The organism is Pseudomonas sp. NPDC086581, assembly GCF_044746165.1.
Lineage (GTDB): Bacteria > Pseudomonadota > Gammaproteobacteria > Pseudomonadales > Pseudomonadaceae > Pseudomonas.
Genome location: NZ_JBIVBR010000006.1, coordinates 1 through 15,389, shown reverse-complemented (window position 1 = coordinate 15,389; position 15,389 = coordinate 1). Strand labels below are relative to the sequence as shown.

Here is a 15,389-nt window from a genome sequence, read left to right as displayed (position 1 = left end):
GGGCGGCATGATTGCCTTGCTGAGCAGTCTTGCATGTAAGTAAATCAGCAAGAGCTTAACAGACGACGTGTTACCAACAATCGGAAAGCTGGAACGTTCGTGTAGGCAATTTCAGAGAGTGTGCCAGTAAACCGGCGCCAGCTTAAGTGATAAATGCATACTCGCCGTGTGGAAATGAGACTTGGGTAACAGCCATCGCTCCCACTGGGCGTGCTAGGGGCCTGTGATAAGCTGTCGCCCCTTTTTTCGGCGGAGTTCCTTGCAATGAAAGCGCGAATCCAATGGGCGGGCGAGGCGATGTTCCTCGGTGAATCCGGCAGCGGCCACGTCGTGGTGATGGACGGCCCGCCGGATGCCGGTGGTCGCAACCTGGGCGTGCGCCCCATGGAAATGCTCCTGCTCGGCCTGGGCGGCTGCACCAACTTCGACGTGGTCAGCATCCTCAAGAAGGGCCGCCAGCCCGTGGAAAGCTGCGAGGCCTTCCTCGAAGCCGAGCGTGCCGACGAAGACCCCAAGGTGTTCACCAAGATCCACGTGCACTTCGTCGTCAAGGGCCGGGGTCTGAAGGAGGCGCAGGTGAAGCGCGCGGTGGAACTGTCCGCCGAGAAATACTGCTCCGCCTCGATCATGCTCGGCCGCGCCGGTGTCGAGATCACCCATGACTACGAGATTGTGGAACTGGGCTGACAGTTCCCTTCATCCTTTCATCATCAAGGACGCGCAAACTCTGGCAGAGGTCGCCTGACCTCTGCATAATGCGCCACCTTTTTTCAGGGCCATCCGGCCCGAAACCAAGCAACCACAATCGCCATCGCGAAGAGGTGTAAACCGTCCTACGCAGGTGCCGCCGTACGCATCTGACGGGCATGCTCAACCACGCGGCAGAGCCGCATTTGATGAGAGTTTTCCCACGGTGAAAAGCAAACTCAAGCTCCACGGGTTCAACAACCTGACGAAGACCTTGAGCTTCAACATCTATGACATCTGCTATGCCGAGACGCCTGAAGACCAGCAGGCCTACGTGCAGTACATCGACGAAGAATACGATGCTGAACGTCTCACGCAGATCCTCACCGATGTTGTCGACATCATTGGCGCAAACATCCTGAACATCGCCCGTCAGGATTACGATCCGCAAGGCGCCAGCGTAACCATCCTGATCTCCGAGCAGCCGGTCACCCCGACTGACAGCCAGATCGAGGAGTCCCCGGGGCCGCTACCGGAAACTATCCTGGCGCACCTCGACAAGAGCCATATCACCGTGCACACCTATCCGGAGATTCATCCGGTGGAAGGCATCGCGACCTTCCGGGTGGACATCGATGTGTCGACCTGCGGCGTTATCTCGCCGCTGAAAGCGCTCAACTACCTCATCCACCAGTTCGATTCGGACATCGTCACCGTGGATTATCGCGTGCGCGGCTTCACCCGCGACGTGGAAGGCAAGAAGCACTTTATCGACCACGAGATCAACTCGATCCAGAACTATCTCTCCGACGACACGTACGAGGCCTACCAGATGACCGACGTGAACGTGTACCAGGAGAATCTGTTCCACACCAAGATGCTGCTCAAGGAGTTCGACCTGGACAACTACCTGTTCGGGGACGCGACCCGCAACCTGTCGCCCGAGCAGCGCAAGCAGGTGGAAGAGCGTGTACGGCACGAAATGCTGGAAATATTCTACGCGCGCAACATGCCGCGTTGATCGAGCTACTGCGCTGGGAGATACGGCGTTGAAAAGCCGAGCTGAAATGCTCATTTGCTGCAGCAACTCCGCTTTCATCCCGGCTTTTCGCCTTGTCTCTCCTGCGCTCGTAACGCTCGATAGTAGAAACGAAAAAGGGGCGCCCACCGGGCGCCCCTTTTTTGCTGGCCGGATTAGATCCGGTAGGTGGACTTGGTCATCACCTTGGACAGCAACGTCATGCCGAATTTCACCGGCGCCGGGAAGCGCAGGCCGCCAGCCTCGATGGCGCTGGTGGCGTGGTGCTCCTCGTCCTGGCGCATCTGTTCGAGGATGGCGCGAGACTTCTGATCCTCGGCGGGAATTTCCGTCAGGTGTTCGTCCAGGTGCTTGCACACCTGATCTTCGGTCGCGGCGACGAAGCCGAGGCTGACGCGGTCGCTGATCAGCCCGGCGGCGGCACCGACGCCGAACGACAGGCCGTAGAAGATTGGGTTGAGCAGACTCGGGCGGCTGCCCAGTTCACGGATGCGCTGCTCACACCAGGCGAGGTGGTCGACTTCTTCGTCGGCCGCCTCTTCCATGGCCTTGCGTACCTTCGGCAACTTGGCGGTCAGTGCCTGGCCCTGATACAGCGCCTGGGCGCAGACCTCACCGGTATGGTTGATGCGCATCAGGCCGGCCACGTGGCGAGCATCGGTGTCGCTGAGCTCGGCATCGGGCTGGACGATGGCGGGGGACGGGCGTCCCGGATGACCGCTGAACGGCAGCAGGGTGCGTAGCGCGGCATCGGCCTGCAGCAGGAAGCGGTCGGCGGGGGAGTAGTGACGGTCGGCGGACATGGCGCACCTCCGAGTAGGAACATTCGCCACGCAGTTTACCGGATGGCGGATGACAGGTCTTGCCGAGGTGCGCGCAGGTTCTTCTGCCAGTCAGCCGAGGATCAACCCGGCGGCCAATGCATCTGGCGCTGGCCCAGCACGTGCATGTGTATGTGATGCACGGTCTGGCCGCCCAGGTCGTTGCAGTTCATCACCACACGGAAGCCCTCGTCGCAGCCTTGCTCCTTCGCCAGCCGCTGGGCGGTGAAGAGGATGTGCCCGGCCAGCGGTTTGTCCGCCTCGGTCAGGTCGTTGAGGGTGGACACGTGCTTCTTCGGGATCACGAGGAAGTGCACCGGCGCCTGCGGGCCGATGTCGTGGAAGGCGATGACCTGGTCATCTTCATAGAGCTTGCGCGCGGGAATGTCCCCGGCGACGATCTTGCAGAACAGACAGTCCACGAAATGCTCCTCCAGTCGTGTGGTCAGGAGCAGCAGTTTAGCGGCCGTCGACCGCCGCGCCCAGTTCCGGGCCGGCCAACGCAAGGAGCGAGCGTGCAGAACGATATCCACGACCTGGGCCTGGTGCTCGACTCCAGGGTCAAGCTGATCGTCATCGAGTCCTGGGATGAACCCCGTGTACTGGAGACCCTGACCGGTCTGGCGGTGCGCCGTGGGCTCAACCTGCAGCTGTGGTCGTCGACCGAAGGCCTGCAGCGCCTGGGTTTTGGTGGGGAACCCCAGGGAGAGAACGACAGCCGCGAGGCGGAGAATGCCCTGCGTCTGATCAAGGCTGACCCGCAGCCGAACCTCTATGTGCTCTGCGATCTGCATCCTTATCTGATGGATAACCCGCGCGCCGTGCGCCTGCTCAAGGAGATCGCCATGGCCGAGGGCAATTTCCGCCCCACGGTGGTGCTGGTGTCCCACGCGCTGAAGCTGCCCGCCGAGGTCCAGCGCTTCGCTGCGCGCTTTGCGCTGTCGCTGCCCTCCGAGGATGAGCTGGTGGGGCTGGTGCGCGAGGAAGCGAGCCGCTGGAGCGAGCGCAACAAGGGCGCGCGCGTGCGCACGGACAATCGGACCCTGCGCCAGGTCGTGAAGAACCTGCGCGGCCTGACCCACGGCGAAGCAAGGCTGCTGGCACGCAGTGTGATCTGCAACGATGGGGCGATCACCCAGGAAGACCTGCCGGAGCTCAATCGCACCAAGTTCGAGCTGCTCAACCTCGACGGCGTACTCAGTTTCGAACACGACACCGCGCGCTTCGCCGAAGTGGGCGGGCTGGCCAATCTCAAGCGCTGGCTGGGTGAACGGCAGAGCGCCTTCACCGAGAACAAGGAGAAGGACCTGCCCAAGGGCGTGCTGCTGGTGGGAGTGCAGGGCGGCGGCAAGAGTCTGGCGGCCAAGGCCGTTGCCGGTCTTTGGAGCCTGCCGCTGCTGCGCCTGGATTTCGGCAGCCTCTACAACAAGTACTTCGGCGAGACCGAGCGTAATTTGCGGGAGGCTCTGCGCCTGGCGGACAGCATGGCACCCTGCGTGCTCTGGGCGGACGAGATAGAGAAAGGCGTGGCCACCGGCGATCAGGACAATGGCGTCAGCCAGCGCGTACTGGCGACGCTGCTGACCTGGATGGCCGAGCGCAAGGCACCGGTATTCATGGTGGCCACTGCGAACGCCATCGATCGCCTGCCGCCGGAGCTGGTGCGCAAGGGGCGCTTCGACGAGCTGTTTTTCGTCGACTTGCCGGACCCTGGCGTGCGCATGGACATCTTCCGTATTCACCTCGTGCGCCGGGAGCTGGAGGTGACGCAGTTCGATCTGGGCGAGCTGGCCGAAGCGGCCGACGGTTTCTCGGGGGCGGAGATCGAGCAGGCGGTGGTGGGCGCCTTCTACGCCGCGCAGGCACGGCAGAAGGCGGTGGATCAGACGCTGCTGCTGGAGGAAATCCGCCGCACCGCACCGTTGTCGGTAGTCATGGCGGAAGAGCTGGCCGCCCTGCGCCAGTGGGCCGACGGCCGTACCGTGCGTGCGGACTGAGCCTGAATCAGCCGGCCAGCGCCAGGCGATTGATGCGCCCGGCTAGCTTGCGCATGACCCAGCGTGGCAGCAGGCGCACGCCACAGGCGAACAGACGGTTGCGCCAGCCGGGGATGATCAGCGCGGGCGCGCGGCGCAGCGCTTTCACGGTGAGGAAGGCGACTTCCTCGGGAGTCATGACGCGCTTGCCGTCGTCGAGCTTGCCCAGGCGCATATCGGCATTGCGGTAGAAGGCCGTGCGGGTCGGTCCCGGGCACAGTACCGAGACCTTGATGCCGCGGCCTTTGAGTTCTTCGCGCAGACCTTCGGAGAAATGCAGCACGAACGCCTTGCTGGCGTAGTAGCTGCTCATCCATGGACCAGGCAGCAGGCTGGCCATAGAGGCGACGTTGAGAATCCGCCCGCCGCCGGTGCGCTCCATCATCGCGCCGATGCCGTGGCACAGGCGGGCCAGGGCCAGGACGTTGAGCTCCAGCAGTTCCTGCTCGCGGGACCAGTCCTGGTCGATGAACGCGCCGGAGGTGCCGATGCCGGCATTGTTCACCAGCAGCTCGATCTGCCTCCCGCTCTGTTCCAGCTCGTGCAGCAGGCCGGAAATCTGCAGCGGCTCGGCCAGGTCGCAGACGCGGAACAGCACTTCCACCCCGAAACGCTGAGACAACTCACAGGCGGCGCTGTCCAGTGCATCGCGCTGGCGCGCCACCAGGATCAGTGCCTGGCCACGACGGGCGAGGGCTTCGGCCAGGGCCAGGCCGATGCCACTGGAAGCGCCGGTGATGAGGGCAAAACGAGGCATTCAGGAGTCTCTGTGACGGGGTGGCGTTCGACCACGCCCGCCACGGGTTGTTGCATTACTGATCCGAGTCGCCGCCTTCGGTGTCGCCACTGCTGAAGTCGCCGTCGGAAGGCTCCGCGGTGGCTGCCGGATCGGCAGCCTCGTCGCCCTGCTGGTACTGCGAGGACTGCGCCGCCTGGGCGCGTTCGAGGTAGCTCTGGTAGGCCGGTATCGCGATGGCGGCGAGGATACCGCCAAACACCGGGAACAGCAGCCAGGAGAAGGCCAGGACCTTGACGGCAGTGCTGTTGGGCGGCGGCGGGGGGCCGAAGCGGTTGGCGGTCTGCTCGCCGGGCATGAACAGCATCAGAAGGCTGAGAACCACGTTGACGAAAGGCACCAGCAGTGCCAGCCACAGCCAACCGGACCAGCCCAGGTCGTGCAGGCGTTGTACGCCGATGGGCACGCTGAAGACCATAGCGGCGATGACCACCGCGGCGATGGCAACCACGCCCAGGGGCAGGGATACGGCCATCAGCAGGCTGGCGACCAGGTAGGCGCCGAAGACGATGAAGGACAGCGCGGCGGACCAGCCGAGATAGCGCACCCGACCGATCCGGCCGGACAGGCTGCGGACTTTCAGTTCGCCGAATTCCGGCAGGTCGTCGCCGACCTTGGCCTGGGGCGGCGCATAGGGAGAGGCGGGCGCGTTCGGAGCAGTGGCTGCCGCAGCGGGCGCCGGATTGGTCGCCAGTTCGGCCTGGCGTGCCAGGTATTTCTCGATGACGATGCCGCAGGCGCTGCACTCGATGGCTGTGGCCTGTTCGTGGCCGCACTTGGGGCAGGTCATCCGCTCGTTGCTGGTGCTTTCGCCGGAGGCGCGGGCCGCCAGGGTCGCTTCGCTGGGATGGTCATCGGTCTCCACCAGGCTGAAACCGGCAACGCCTTCGGCTTCCTTACGGGCGTTGGCGCCGGCGCCATGGAGGGCGCGCAGGTACTTGTCGGCCTCGTCGCCTGAGAGGTCGCGCTTGAGCACGACCGGCTGGCCGCTGAACAGCGCTTCGATCTTCGCGGCGTCGCTCTTGAACAGGCGGGCGAGATTTTCCTTTGCGGTTTCCAGGGGGGTCTGCGGCATCAGCGCGCCGTCGAACACGATCTTGAAGCGGGATTGATCCATCGGGGCATCCTTGTCTTCTGGCTATGTTGGAATCGCTACAGCGTAATCGGGCCGCCGTAGGCCAACAAGCGGCCCCGGCGGATATATCGTGAGCGGTGCCGCAGCTCAGACCAGCAGCTGGTTGGACAGGCCGGCGCTGCGGGTCAGGGCCTGGCGGTACTCGTGGTCGAGCCGCGCAATCAGCTCGCCCACCGCGGGCAGGTCGCGGATATCGCCGACACCCTGGCCGGCGGACCACACGGTTTTCCATGCCTTGGCCTCGTCGCTGACCGGCTTGAGCTTCTCGCCGTAGTCGAGCGCGCCCTTGTCGTTCAGCCGTTGCATGTCGAAGCCCGCGGCTTCCAGGCTCTGGCGCATGAAGCTGGCCGGCACGCCGGAGACGGCGGGGGTGTGGATGATGTCGGCGGCGCGGGCGTTGAGCAGCATGTGCTTGTAGTCCTCGGAAGCGGCGCTCTCGCGGGTGGCGATGAAGCGGGTGCCGAGATAGGCGAGGTCGGCGCCCAGCACCTGGGCGGCGAGGATCTCGTGGCCGTGGTTGATGCAGCCGGCCAGCAGCAGGGTCTTGTCGAAGAACTGACGGATCTCGGCGACCAGCGCGAACGGGCTCCAGGTGCCGGCATGGCCACCGGCGCCGGCGGCCACGGCGATCAGGCCATCGACGCCGGCTTCCGCCGCCTTCTCGGCATGGCGGCGGGTGGTGACGTCATGGAACACCAGGCCGCCATAGCTGTGCACCGCATCCACCACCTCGCGCACCGCGCCCAGGCTGGTGATGACGATGGGCACCTTGTGCTCGACGCAGAGCTTGAGGTCTTCCTGCAGGCGCGGGTTGGTGTTGTGGACGATCAGGTTCACCGCGTAGGGCGCGGCCTGCGGGTCGGCCGCCAGCCCGGCTTCGATCTCTTCCAGCCAGGCCTTGAAGCCGCTGCTCTCGCGCTGGTTCAGCGTGGGGAAGCTGCCGACGATGCCGCTCTTGCAGCAGGCCAGCACCAGTTGCGGGTTGGAGACCAGGAACATCGGTGCCGCCACCAGGGGAATGCGCAGGCGTCGGTCGAGCAGGGCGGGCAGGGACATGACAGTCTCCTTGTCGGGGTCAGAAGGGTTTGACGACCACCAGGATCACGATGGCGATCAGGAACAGTACCGGCACTTCGTTGAACCAGCGGTAGAACACATGGCTGCGGCCGTTCTCGCCACGGGCGAAGCGCTTGAGCATGGCGCCGCAGGCGTGGTGGTAGCCGATCAGCAGGAACACCAGGGTCAGCTTGGCGTGCATCCAGCCCTGGGTCAGCCAAGCCGGGTTGAGGTAAAGCATCCAGGCGCCGAGGACGAGAGTGAGGATCATCGATGGGCCCATGATGCCGCGGTACAGCTTGCGCTCCATGATGCAGAAGCGCTCGCGGCTGGCGGCGTCCTCGCTCATGGCGTGATAGACGAACAGTCGCGGGAGATAGAAGAGGCCGGCGAACCAGCAGACCACGGCAATGATGTGAAAGGCTTTCAACCACAGGTAAAGCATCGGAATTTCCTCGGATCACGGTTGAGCCGATAGTAGTGGCGCCGTGCAATGCCGTCATCCCTGTGTCTATTACACTGAGGTCTTCCGTCCGTGGCTGTTTGCCGCGCGCGCCGCATGGCATCCGGAAGATGCCCGGCTTCGTGTCCATGTCAGAACCTGCACCGCCGGAGAGTTCCAGCGAGCCGACTGGTGATTCGTCTGCTCGCATCGTCCCCAAGCGCCCGCTGGCGCGACACCCATTGCTGCGTCAGTGGCGGCGCAACCTGGCGTTCTGGCTCGGTGCGCTGCTGGTCGGCCTGGTGGCCCTGGCCTTCGCCCACCTGGCGGACCTCGCCAGCGCGACCTTCCGCAGCGTGGTCGCGCGCAGCCCGTGGTGGCCGTGGCTGCTTTGCCCGCTGGGCTTCGCCGGCCTGGTCTGGCTGACCCAGGGAGCGCTGAAGAACACTCGTGGCAGCGGCATTCCACAGGTCATCGTGGCGCTGGAGCAGCGCAGCAGCCGCACGCGCAATGCCCTGCTATCGGTGCGGATTGCCGTGGGCAAGCTGGCGATGACTCTGCTGGCGCTGCTGGTGGGGGCCTCGGCCGGCCGCGAGGGCCCGACCGTACATATCGGCGCGGCACTTATGTATTCGCTCGGCCGTCGCCTGGGGCTCTACGACAAGCGCACGGTGTCCGGCCTGATCATCGCTGGCGGTGCGGCGGGCATCGCGGCGGCCTTCAATACGCCACTGGGCGGGGTGGTCTTCGCCATCGAGGAACTGAGCCGCACCTTCGAGCAGCGCTTCAGCGGGCTGGTGCTCACCGCCGTCCTGCTCGGCGGTATGGTCACGCTCGGCCTGATGGGCAGCTACAGCTATTTCGGTCGCCTTTCGGAAAGCATGCCGCTGGGCCCGGCGTGGATCGCCGTGGTGGCCTGCGGAGTGCTCGGGGGCTTGCTCGGCGGCCTCTACTGTCGGCTGGTGCTGCCGACCCAGCGCGGCCCGCTCAGCTTCATCAATCGGTGGCGCGGGCGCTGGCCGATCCGCTTCGCCGCTGCTTGCGGGCTGGTGCTGGCGCTGCTCGGCCTGCTGTCCGGGCAGCATGTCTTCGGTACCGGCTATGCCGAGACCCGTTCCATCCTCGAGGGGCAGCCCGTGGTGGGGCATGACTTCCTCCTGTGGAAGTTCATCGCCAACGTGATTTCCTTCATCGCCGGCATCCCCGGCGGGTTGTTCTCGCCCTCGCTCACCGTCGGCGCCAGCCTGGCGCCCTGGCTGACGCCGCTGATCCCCGGCGCAAGCCTGCCGGCGGTGGCCCTGCTGGGGATGTCCGCCTACCTCGCCGGGGTCACGCGCACACCGCTTACCGCCACGGTGATCACGGTGGAGATGTCCCACAGCCCTGACATGCTGATCCCGATCCTCGCCGCCACACTGCTGGCCAGTGGCGTATCGGCGCGCCTGAACCCGCTGCCGATCTATCACGCGCTCGCTCGTCAGATGCAGGAAACCCTGGCTCCGACCAAAGGCTCTTAAACCTGCGTGCATTCGCTCTGTTCAGCGGGGGCAGCGGCTCATATCATGGCTGCCCCTGAATTTGGCCCCATAGGTGGAGTGACAGGCAGATGATCAAGGTCGGTATCGTAGGTGGTACAGGTTATACGGGCGTGGAACTGCTGCGCCTGCTGGCACAGCATCCCCAGGCTCGCGTCGAGGTGATTACCTCGCGCTCCGAGGAGGGCGTGAAAGTCGCCGACATGTACCCGAACCTGCGAGGCCACTACGACGGCCTGGCTTTCAGCGTGCCGGACGTGAAGCGTCTGGGCGAGTGCGACGTGGTGTTCTTCGCCACCCCGCACGGCGTGGCCCACGCACTGGCCGGCGAACTGCTGGCGACCGGCACCCGGGTGATCGATCTGTCCGCGGACTTCCGCCTGCAGGATGCCGAGGAGTGGGCCAAGTGGTACGGCCAGCCCCACGGTGCGCCGGAACTGCTGCCCGAAGCCGTTTACGGCTTGCCGGAAGTGAACCGCGAGGCGATCAAGTCCGCGCGCCTGATCGCTGTTCCCGGCTGCTATCCGACCGCTACCCAGCTCGGCTTCATTCCGCTGCTGGAAAACGGCCTGGCCGATGCCAGCCAGCTGATCGCCGACTGCAAGTCCGGCGTCAGCGGTGCCGGCCGTGGTGCCAAGGTCGGTTCGCTGTTCTGCGAAGCCGGTGAAAGCATGATGGCCTACTCGGTGAAAGGTCACCGTCATCTGCCGGAAATCAGCCAGGGTCTGCGTCGCGCGGCCAAGGGTGATGTCGGCCTGACCTTCGTGCCGCACTTGACTCCGATGATCCGTGGCATCCACGCGACCCTGTACGCACGTGTCGCCGACCGTGGCGTCGACCTGCAGAAGCTGTATGAAGAGCGCTACGCCAACGAGCCGTTCGTCGACGTGATGCCGGCTGGCAGCCATCCGGAAACCCGCAGCGTGCGCGGCGCCAACGTCTGCCGCATCGCGGTGCACCGTCCGCAGGGTGGCGATCTGGTGGTGATCCTGTCGGTGATCGACAACCTGGTGAAGGGCGCGTCCGGTCAGGCGATCCAGAACATGAACATCCTGTTCGGCCTGGACGAGCACCTGGGCCTGTCCAACGTCGCGCTGCTGCCGTAAGGAAAGACTGCCCCGGAACCCGGTCGATTGATCTGGACCAATGGATGAGTCGGATTAGTTGACCGTTTTTCTGGGGTAAGCGGATAATGGTCCGCAATGTTGTAACGTACGGCCTCGGCCGGGAGAGTTTTCACCATGACCATCGAAACCTTCACCCCCACTCCGCTGATGTTCTCGCAAGGCGCTGCGAACAAGGTGAAGAACCTGATCGACGAAGAAGGCAATCCGCGCCTCAAGCTGCGGGTGTTCGTCACGGGCGGTGGCTGTTCGGGCTTCCAGTACGGGTTCACCTTCGATGAAGACACCGCGGACGACGACACCATCGTCGAGCGCGACGGCGTCAACCTCGTGGTCGATCCGATGAGCTTCCAGTACCTCGCCGGTGCGGAAGTGGACTACCAGGAAGGTCTCGAAGGTTCGCGGTTCGTCATCAAGAACCCGAACGCAGCGACCACCTGCGGCTGCGGTCAGTCCTTCTCGATCTGATGCCGTAGAAGCGAAAACGCCGCGCAGATGCGCGGCGTTTTTGTTTGTGCGGGGGATTCAGGCGGGGTAGAGCGCGCCAAGAATACGAGGCCCTTGGGCGGCCGTGACTTCCGGGCAGTTTCCGGGTTCGCGCTCGCAGAAGCGATGGGCCAGCCAGGCGAAGGCCATTGCTTCCATCCATTCCGGCGGTACGCCGCGGTCGAGGCTGCTGATCACGCTGGCGCCAGGCAAATGCGCGGCCAGTCGCTTCATCAGCGTCGCGTTGAAGGCGCCGCCACCGCAAACCACCACTTCCTCGCAGCCGGGCTGCGCATCCAATAGTGCTGTGGCGATGCTTTGCGCAGTCAACTCCAGCAGGGTTGCCTGTACATCCTCGGCCTTCACCGGGCCATGCCTGGTCAGGGTCGCGTTAAGCCAGCTCAGGTTGAAGCGCTCGCGCCCAGTGCTCTTGGGGCCCTTGGCGGCAAAGAATTCATCGGCCAGCATCTTCTGTAGCAGTGCCTGATCGATGCTGCCGCTGGCAGCCCAGGCACCGTCGCAGTCGTAGGCTTCGTCACGCTTCTCCTGAATCCAGGCATCCAGCAGGACGTTGCCGGGGCCGCAGTCGAAACCGCGAACCGGCTTGCCAGGACTGAGCAGCGAGACGTTGCTGAAACCACCGACGTTGAGGATGGCGCACTCGCGACCATCGCTACCGAACAGCGCGCGGTGGAAGGCGGGTACCAGCGGTGCGCCCTGGCCGCCGGCTGCTACATCGCGGCGGCGGAAGTCGGCGACTACGTCGATGCCCGTTAGCTCGGCGAGCAGTGCCGGGTTGCCGATCTGCACGGTGAAGCCCAGATGCGGCTCGTGGCGAATGGTCTGGCCGTGGCTGCCGATGGCGCGAATGGCGCTGGCGCTCAGCTTCTCGCGGGCGAGGAGTTCATTGATGCCTTGGGCAGCCAGACCTACCCAGCTGTTTTCCGCGAGGGCCGAGCGGGCGATTTCGTCGGGGCCGGAAGAGCAGAGTGCCAGAAGGTCGGCACGCAGCGCCGCAGGCATGGGGAGGTAGTGGGAGGCGAGCAGAGTGGTCTGCTCGCCTTGTTCGATCAGGGCGATGTCCAGCCCGTCGAGGCTAGTACCGGACATCACCCCCAGATAGAGCGGCATGACTCAGCGCTTGTTCAGGGCCAGGAAGGTTGCCTTCTCCTGGTCCATGCGCGCGATCAGCGGTTGCGCCTGAGCCATGAAGCGCTTGCGCTCCGGGCCGGACAGCGGGTCTGCGGTCGGCAACTTGGCGCTCAGCGGATCGACATGCTGGCCGTTGACCTGGAACTCGTAATGCAGGTGCGGGCCGGTGGCGAGGCCGGTCATGCCGACGTAACCGATGATCTGGCCCTGCTTTACCGCAACGCCGGAGCGGATGCCCTTGGCGAAGCGGCTCATGTGGCCGTACACGGTGCGGTAGCGCTGGCCGTGCTGGATCACTACGGCGTTGCCGTAACCACCCTTGCGGCCGGCTTCGAGGATCTTGCCGTCGCCGGTTGCCTTGATCGGCGTACCGATGGGAGCTGCGTAATCCACGCCCTTGTGTGCACGAATCTTGTTCAGGATCGGATGGAAACGCCCAATGGAAAAGCGCGAGCTGATGCGGGCGAAGTCCACCGGAGTGCGGATGAACGCCTTGCGCATGCTGCTGCCATCGGCGCGCAGGTAGCTGGTGCTGCCCTGTTTGCTGGTGTAGCGCACCGCGGTGTATTCCTTGCCGCGGTTGACGAAGCGAACCGCGAGGATGCTGCCGGTACCGACCTGCTTGCCCTGCACCTGCTGGGATTCGTAGATCACGTCGAAGGAATCGCCTTCGCGAATATCCTGAGCGAAATCGATGTCGTAGCCGAGGATGTTGGCCATCGACATGATCAGGTCGTGGGACAGCCCGGCATTCTTGCCGGCGACGAACAGCGAGCTGTCGACGCGGCCGTGGGCATAATTCGCATGTACCGAGGGTTTGACCAGGTCGCGCTTGAAGTCATAGCCCTTGGCGGACTTGTTCAGGCTGATGGTCTCCAGGTCGCTGCGCTTGACCTTCAGGCCCTGCAGCTCGCCCTTGGTGTCGATGAGGAAGTCCACGTCCTGGCCGATATCAAGACGGGTGAACTGCTTGGCGTCCTTGTTGGCGGCAAGCATGTCGTGCACGGCGTTCGCCGGCAGGCCGGCCTTCGCGAACACGGTAGAAAGGGTGTCGCCCTTGCCCACGGTCACGCTTTTCCACGCGGGGTCTGCGGAAGCGGAGGGGGAGGGTTGCTGGTTCGAATCGGCGAGATCGTTCTTCTTTTCCGCGTCTTTTCCGGCGCTGTTCTGGTTGTCCGGCTGGCCTTCTATCTGGGCAAAAGGCGAAGAGCCGTCGTCTTCCGTGACCGAATTGGGTCGAAGATCGTCTTTTTCCTGGAGGATCTGCTCGGTGCTGTTTTCCAGCTCGAGATTGAGCGTGGTCTTCTTCGCCTCGACCTCGGCCGAGGGGAACACCAGCAGAGCCAGGCTGAGGAGCGCTGCTACACCGCTTGCGGCCAGCAGATGGCTCTTCGGGTAGTACGGCGCTTTCTGATCGGATTGCGTCATGGCGTGAGTGGTGTTTTTGGAATGTGAAATAACTGCCTAAAATATAACCAAATTCCCTCTGAAGCAACCCTGATGTCGGGCTTCTGACGTCCTGTCTTCTGGCGCTGGGCAAAACTTGTTTTTAGTGCCTGTTCTTGTATCGTTGGTTCCCTTTCGCAATTCGCAACGTACAGGAACCTGCAATGAAGTCGGTCGAAGAGCAGCTGGCGCTGATCCAGCGCGGTGCAGACGAAATTCTCGTGGAGGCCGAGCTGATCGAAAAGCTCAAGCGCGGCCAGCCCCTGCGTATCAAGGCCGGCTTCGACCCGACCGCTCCGGACCTGCACCTGGGACACACCGTCCTCATTAATAAGCTGCGTCAGTTCCAGGAACTGGGTCATCAGGTCATCTTCCTGATCGGCGACTTCACTGGGATGATCGGTGACCCCAGCGGGAAGAGTGTTACCCGTCCACCCCTGACCCGTGAACAGGTTCTCGACAACGCCGAGACGTACAAGGCCCAGGTCTTCAAGATCCTCGACCCCGCGAAGACTGAAGTAGCCTTCAATTCCACCTGGATGGACCAGCTTTCCCCCGCTGATTTCATTCGTCTGGCTTCCCAGTACACCGTTGCTCGTATGCTGGAGCGCGATGATTTCAGCAAACGCTATGCCAGTAATCAGTCCATCGCCATTCACGAGTTCCTTTACCCGCTGGTTCAGGGCTATGACTCGGTTGCGCTGCATGCGGACGTCGAGCTCGGCGGTACCGATCAGAAGTTCAACCTGCTGATGGGGCGTGAGCTTCAGCGTGCCTATGAGCAGGAGCCTCAGTGCATCCTGACCATGCCGCTGCTCGAAGGTCTGGACGGCGTGAAGAAGATGTCCAAGTCCCTGGGCAACTACATCGGCATCCAGGAGGCGCCGGGTGTTATGTACAGCAAGCTGGTCTCTATCCCTGACACCCTGATGTGGCGTTACTTCGAGCTGCTCAGCTTCCGCTCCATGGAGGAGATCGAGGGCTTCAAGAAGGACGTTGAGGCTGGCACCAACCCACGCGACATCAAGATCAAGCTCGCGGAAGAGATCGTCGCTCGCTTCCATGGTGAAGAGGTGGCTGCGTCCGCGCACAAGTCCGCTGGCAACCGCCTGAAAGAAGGTGAGCTGCCGGAAGATCTGCCCGAAGTGGAAGTGGCTGCGGCGGAAGACCTGCCCATTGGCGCTGTCCTTAATAAGGCTGGCCTGGTGAAAAACTCCGCTGTTGCTCGCGACCTGTTGTCGTCCGGCGGCGTGCGGGTGGATGGAGAGCCTGTGGATCGCAGCTTCGTCTTCAAGGTAGGCGCTACCCACGTCCTGCAGGCTGGCAAGAAAGCTTTCGCTCGCGTCTCCCTGGTCGCTGAGTGAAGAAAGTTTGAATTAGTCGTTGACGGCCAATTTAAACTCCCTATAATGCGCACCACTCCCAGCGACGAAGCGCTGAAAGAACTTGAAAATCAAGTACTTACAGAGATTCTAAGGTGAGAGTGGTGGTCAGGCAGGTGATTCACTTGCCGCTCTTCATTAGCTGCTCCGGCAGTGAGCTGAAAAGAAGATCGCCGAGGTGGTTGACAGCGAGTTTGATCGCTGTAGAATGCGCCTCCCGCTGATGAGAAGGTTTCCTTCGCTGAGGCACAA

15 protein-coding genes are annotated in these 15,389 nt (G+C 63.5%); 7 read left to right on the top strand and 8 right to left on the bottom strand.

Annotated features, from left to right (window positions below):
- Window positions 1–264: 264 nt before the first annotated feature.
- Complete coding sequence (locus tag ACIPK7_RS13480) at window positions 265–687, top strand: OsmC family protein (protein ID WP_015475289.1); 423 nt, start codon at window positions 265–267, stop codon at window positions 685–687.
- A gap of 226 nt (window positions 688–913) precedes the next feature.
- Window positions 914–1,708, top strand: coding sequence for an adenosylmethionine decarboxylase (gene speD, locus ACIPK7_RS13475; RefSeq protein WP_138525630.1), 795 nt, complete (start codon window positions 914–916; stop codon window positions 1,706–1,708).
- A gap of 173 nt (window positions 1,709–1,881) precedes the next feature.
- On the opposite strand, the gene coq7 is transcribed toward speD, so the two are convergent.
- On the bottom strand, window positions 1,882–2,529 hold the full coding sequence (coq7, locus tag ACIPK7_RS13470; protein WP_401088237.1) for a 2-polyprenyl-3-methyl-6-methoxy-1,4-benzoquinone monooxygenase: 648 nt from the start codon (window positions 2,527–2,529) through the stop codon (window positions 1,882–1,884).
- A gap of 101 nt (window positions 2,530–2,630) precedes the next feature.
- A complete protein-coding gene (locus ACIPK7_RS13465) occupies window positions 2,631–2,969 on the bottom strand; it encodes a histidine triad nucleotide-binding protein (protein WP_081520754.1) in 339 nt (112 codons plus the stop codon).
- Between the two features lie 93 nt (window positions 2,970–3,062).
- Between ACIPK7_RS13465 and ACIPK7_RS13460 the strand changes: the two genes are divergently transcribed.
- Window positions 3,063–4,544: an AAA family ATPase gene (locus ACIPK7_RS13460; protein WP_192435836.1), complete on the top strand. Its 1,482-nt coding sequence runs from the start codon at window positions 3,063–3,065 to the stop codon at window positions 4,542–4,544.
- Window positions 4,545–4,551: 7 nt separating this feature from the next.
- Here the strand turns inward: ACIPK7_RS13460 and ACIPK7_RS13455 are convergent, their stop codons facing one another.
- The 4 genes from ACIPK7_RS13455 to hemJ all read right to left on the bottom strand — a co-directional run bounded on the left by ACIPK7_RS13455 (window position 4,552) and on the right by hemJ (window position 8,015).
- The gene (locus ACIPK7_RS13455) at window positions 4,552–5,340 is read right to left on the bottom strand and encodes an SDR family oxidoreductase (RefSeq protein WP_192435835.1); all 789 of its coding nucleotides are present in this window, start codon (window positions 5,338–5,340) and stop codon (window positions 4,552–4,554) included.
- Between the two features lie 55 nt (window positions 5,341–5,395).
- A complete protein-coding gene (locus tag ACIPK7_RS13450) occupies window positions 5,396–6,496 on the bottom strand; it encodes a DUF805 domain-containing protein (protein WP_401088234.1) in 1,101 nt (366 codons plus the stop codon).
- A gap of 105 nt (window positions 6,497–6,601) precedes the next feature.
- Window positions 6,602–7,570 (bottom strand): NAD(P)H-dependent flavin oxidoreductase, encoded by a 969-nt coding sequence (locus ACIPK7_RS13445; protein ID WP_401088232.1) that lies wholly within the window; start codon window positions 7,568–7,570, stop codon window positions 6,602–6,604.
- A 19-nt stretch (window positions 7,571–7,589) separates the two neighbouring features.
- Window positions 7,590–8,015, bottom strand: a complete 426-nt coding sequence (hemJ, locus tag ACIPK7_RS13440) for a protoporphyrinogen oxidase HemJ (protein ID WP_401088230.1) — start codon at window positions 8,013–8,015, stop codon at window positions 7,590–7,592.
- 146 nt (window positions 8,016–8,161) lie between these two features.
- On the opposite strand from hemJ, the gene ACIPK7_RS13435 reads away from it, so the two are divergent.
- The 3 genes from ACIPK7_RS13435 to erpA all read left to right on the top strand — a co-directional run bounded on the left by ACIPK7_RS13435 (window position 8,162) and on the right by erpA (window position 11,139).
- On the top strand, window positions 8,162–9,529 hold the full coding sequence (locus ACIPK7_RS13435) for a chloride channel protein (RefSeq protein ID WP_401088228.1): 1,368 nt from the start codon (window positions 8,162–8,164) through the stop codon (window positions 9,527–9,529).
- Between the two features lie 89 nt (window positions 9,530–9,618).
- The gene (gene argC, locus ACIPK7_RS13430) at window positions 9,619–10,653 is read left to right on the top strand and encodes an N-acetyl-gamma-glutamyl-phosphate reductase (protein ID WP_045212607.1); all 1,035 of its coding nucleotides are present in this window, start codon (window positions 9,619–9,621) and stop codon (window positions 10,651–10,653) included.
- Window positions 10,654–10,788: 135 nt separating this feature from the next.
- A complete protein-coding gene (gene erpA / locus ACIPK7_RS13425) occupies window positions 10,789–11,139 on the top strand; it encodes an iron-sulfur cluster insertion protein ErpA (protein WP_045212604.1) in 351 nt (116 codons plus the stop codon).
- 57 nt (window positions 11,140–11,196) lie between these two features.
- On the opposite strand, the gene ACIPK7_RS13420 is transcribed toward erpA, so the two are convergent.
- Together ACIPK7_RS13420 and ACIPK7_RS13415 are read right to left on the bottom strand one after the other, a co-directional pair.
- Window positions 11,197–12,288: an anhydro-N-acetylmuramic acid kinase gene (locus ACIPK7_RS13420; RefSeq protein WP_401088226.1), complete on the bottom strand. Its 1,092-nt coding sequence runs from the start codon at window positions 12,286–12,288 to the stop codon at window positions 11,197–11,199.
- A 3-nt stretch (window positions 12,289–12,291) separates the two neighbouring features.
- Window positions 12,292–13,737, bottom strand: a complete 1,446-nt coding sequence (locus tag ACIPK7_RS13415; RefSeq protein ID WP_401088224.1) for a peptidoglycan DD-metalloendopeptidase family protein — start codon at window positions 13,735–13,737, stop codon at window positions 12,292–12,294.
- A gap of 182 nt (window positions 13,738–13,919) precedes the next feature.
- Between ACIPK7_RS13415 and tyrS the strand changes: the two genes are divergently transcribed.
- Window positions 13,920–15,119 carry a tyrosine--tRNA ligase gene (gene tyrS, locus ACIPK7_RS13410; RefSeq protein WP_401088222.1) on the top strand — a complete coding sequence of 400 codons (1,200 nt, stop codon included), beginning with the start codon at window positions 13,920–13,922 and terminating at the stop codon, window positions 15,117–15,119.
- Window positions 15,120–15,389: the final 270 nt, after the last annotated feature.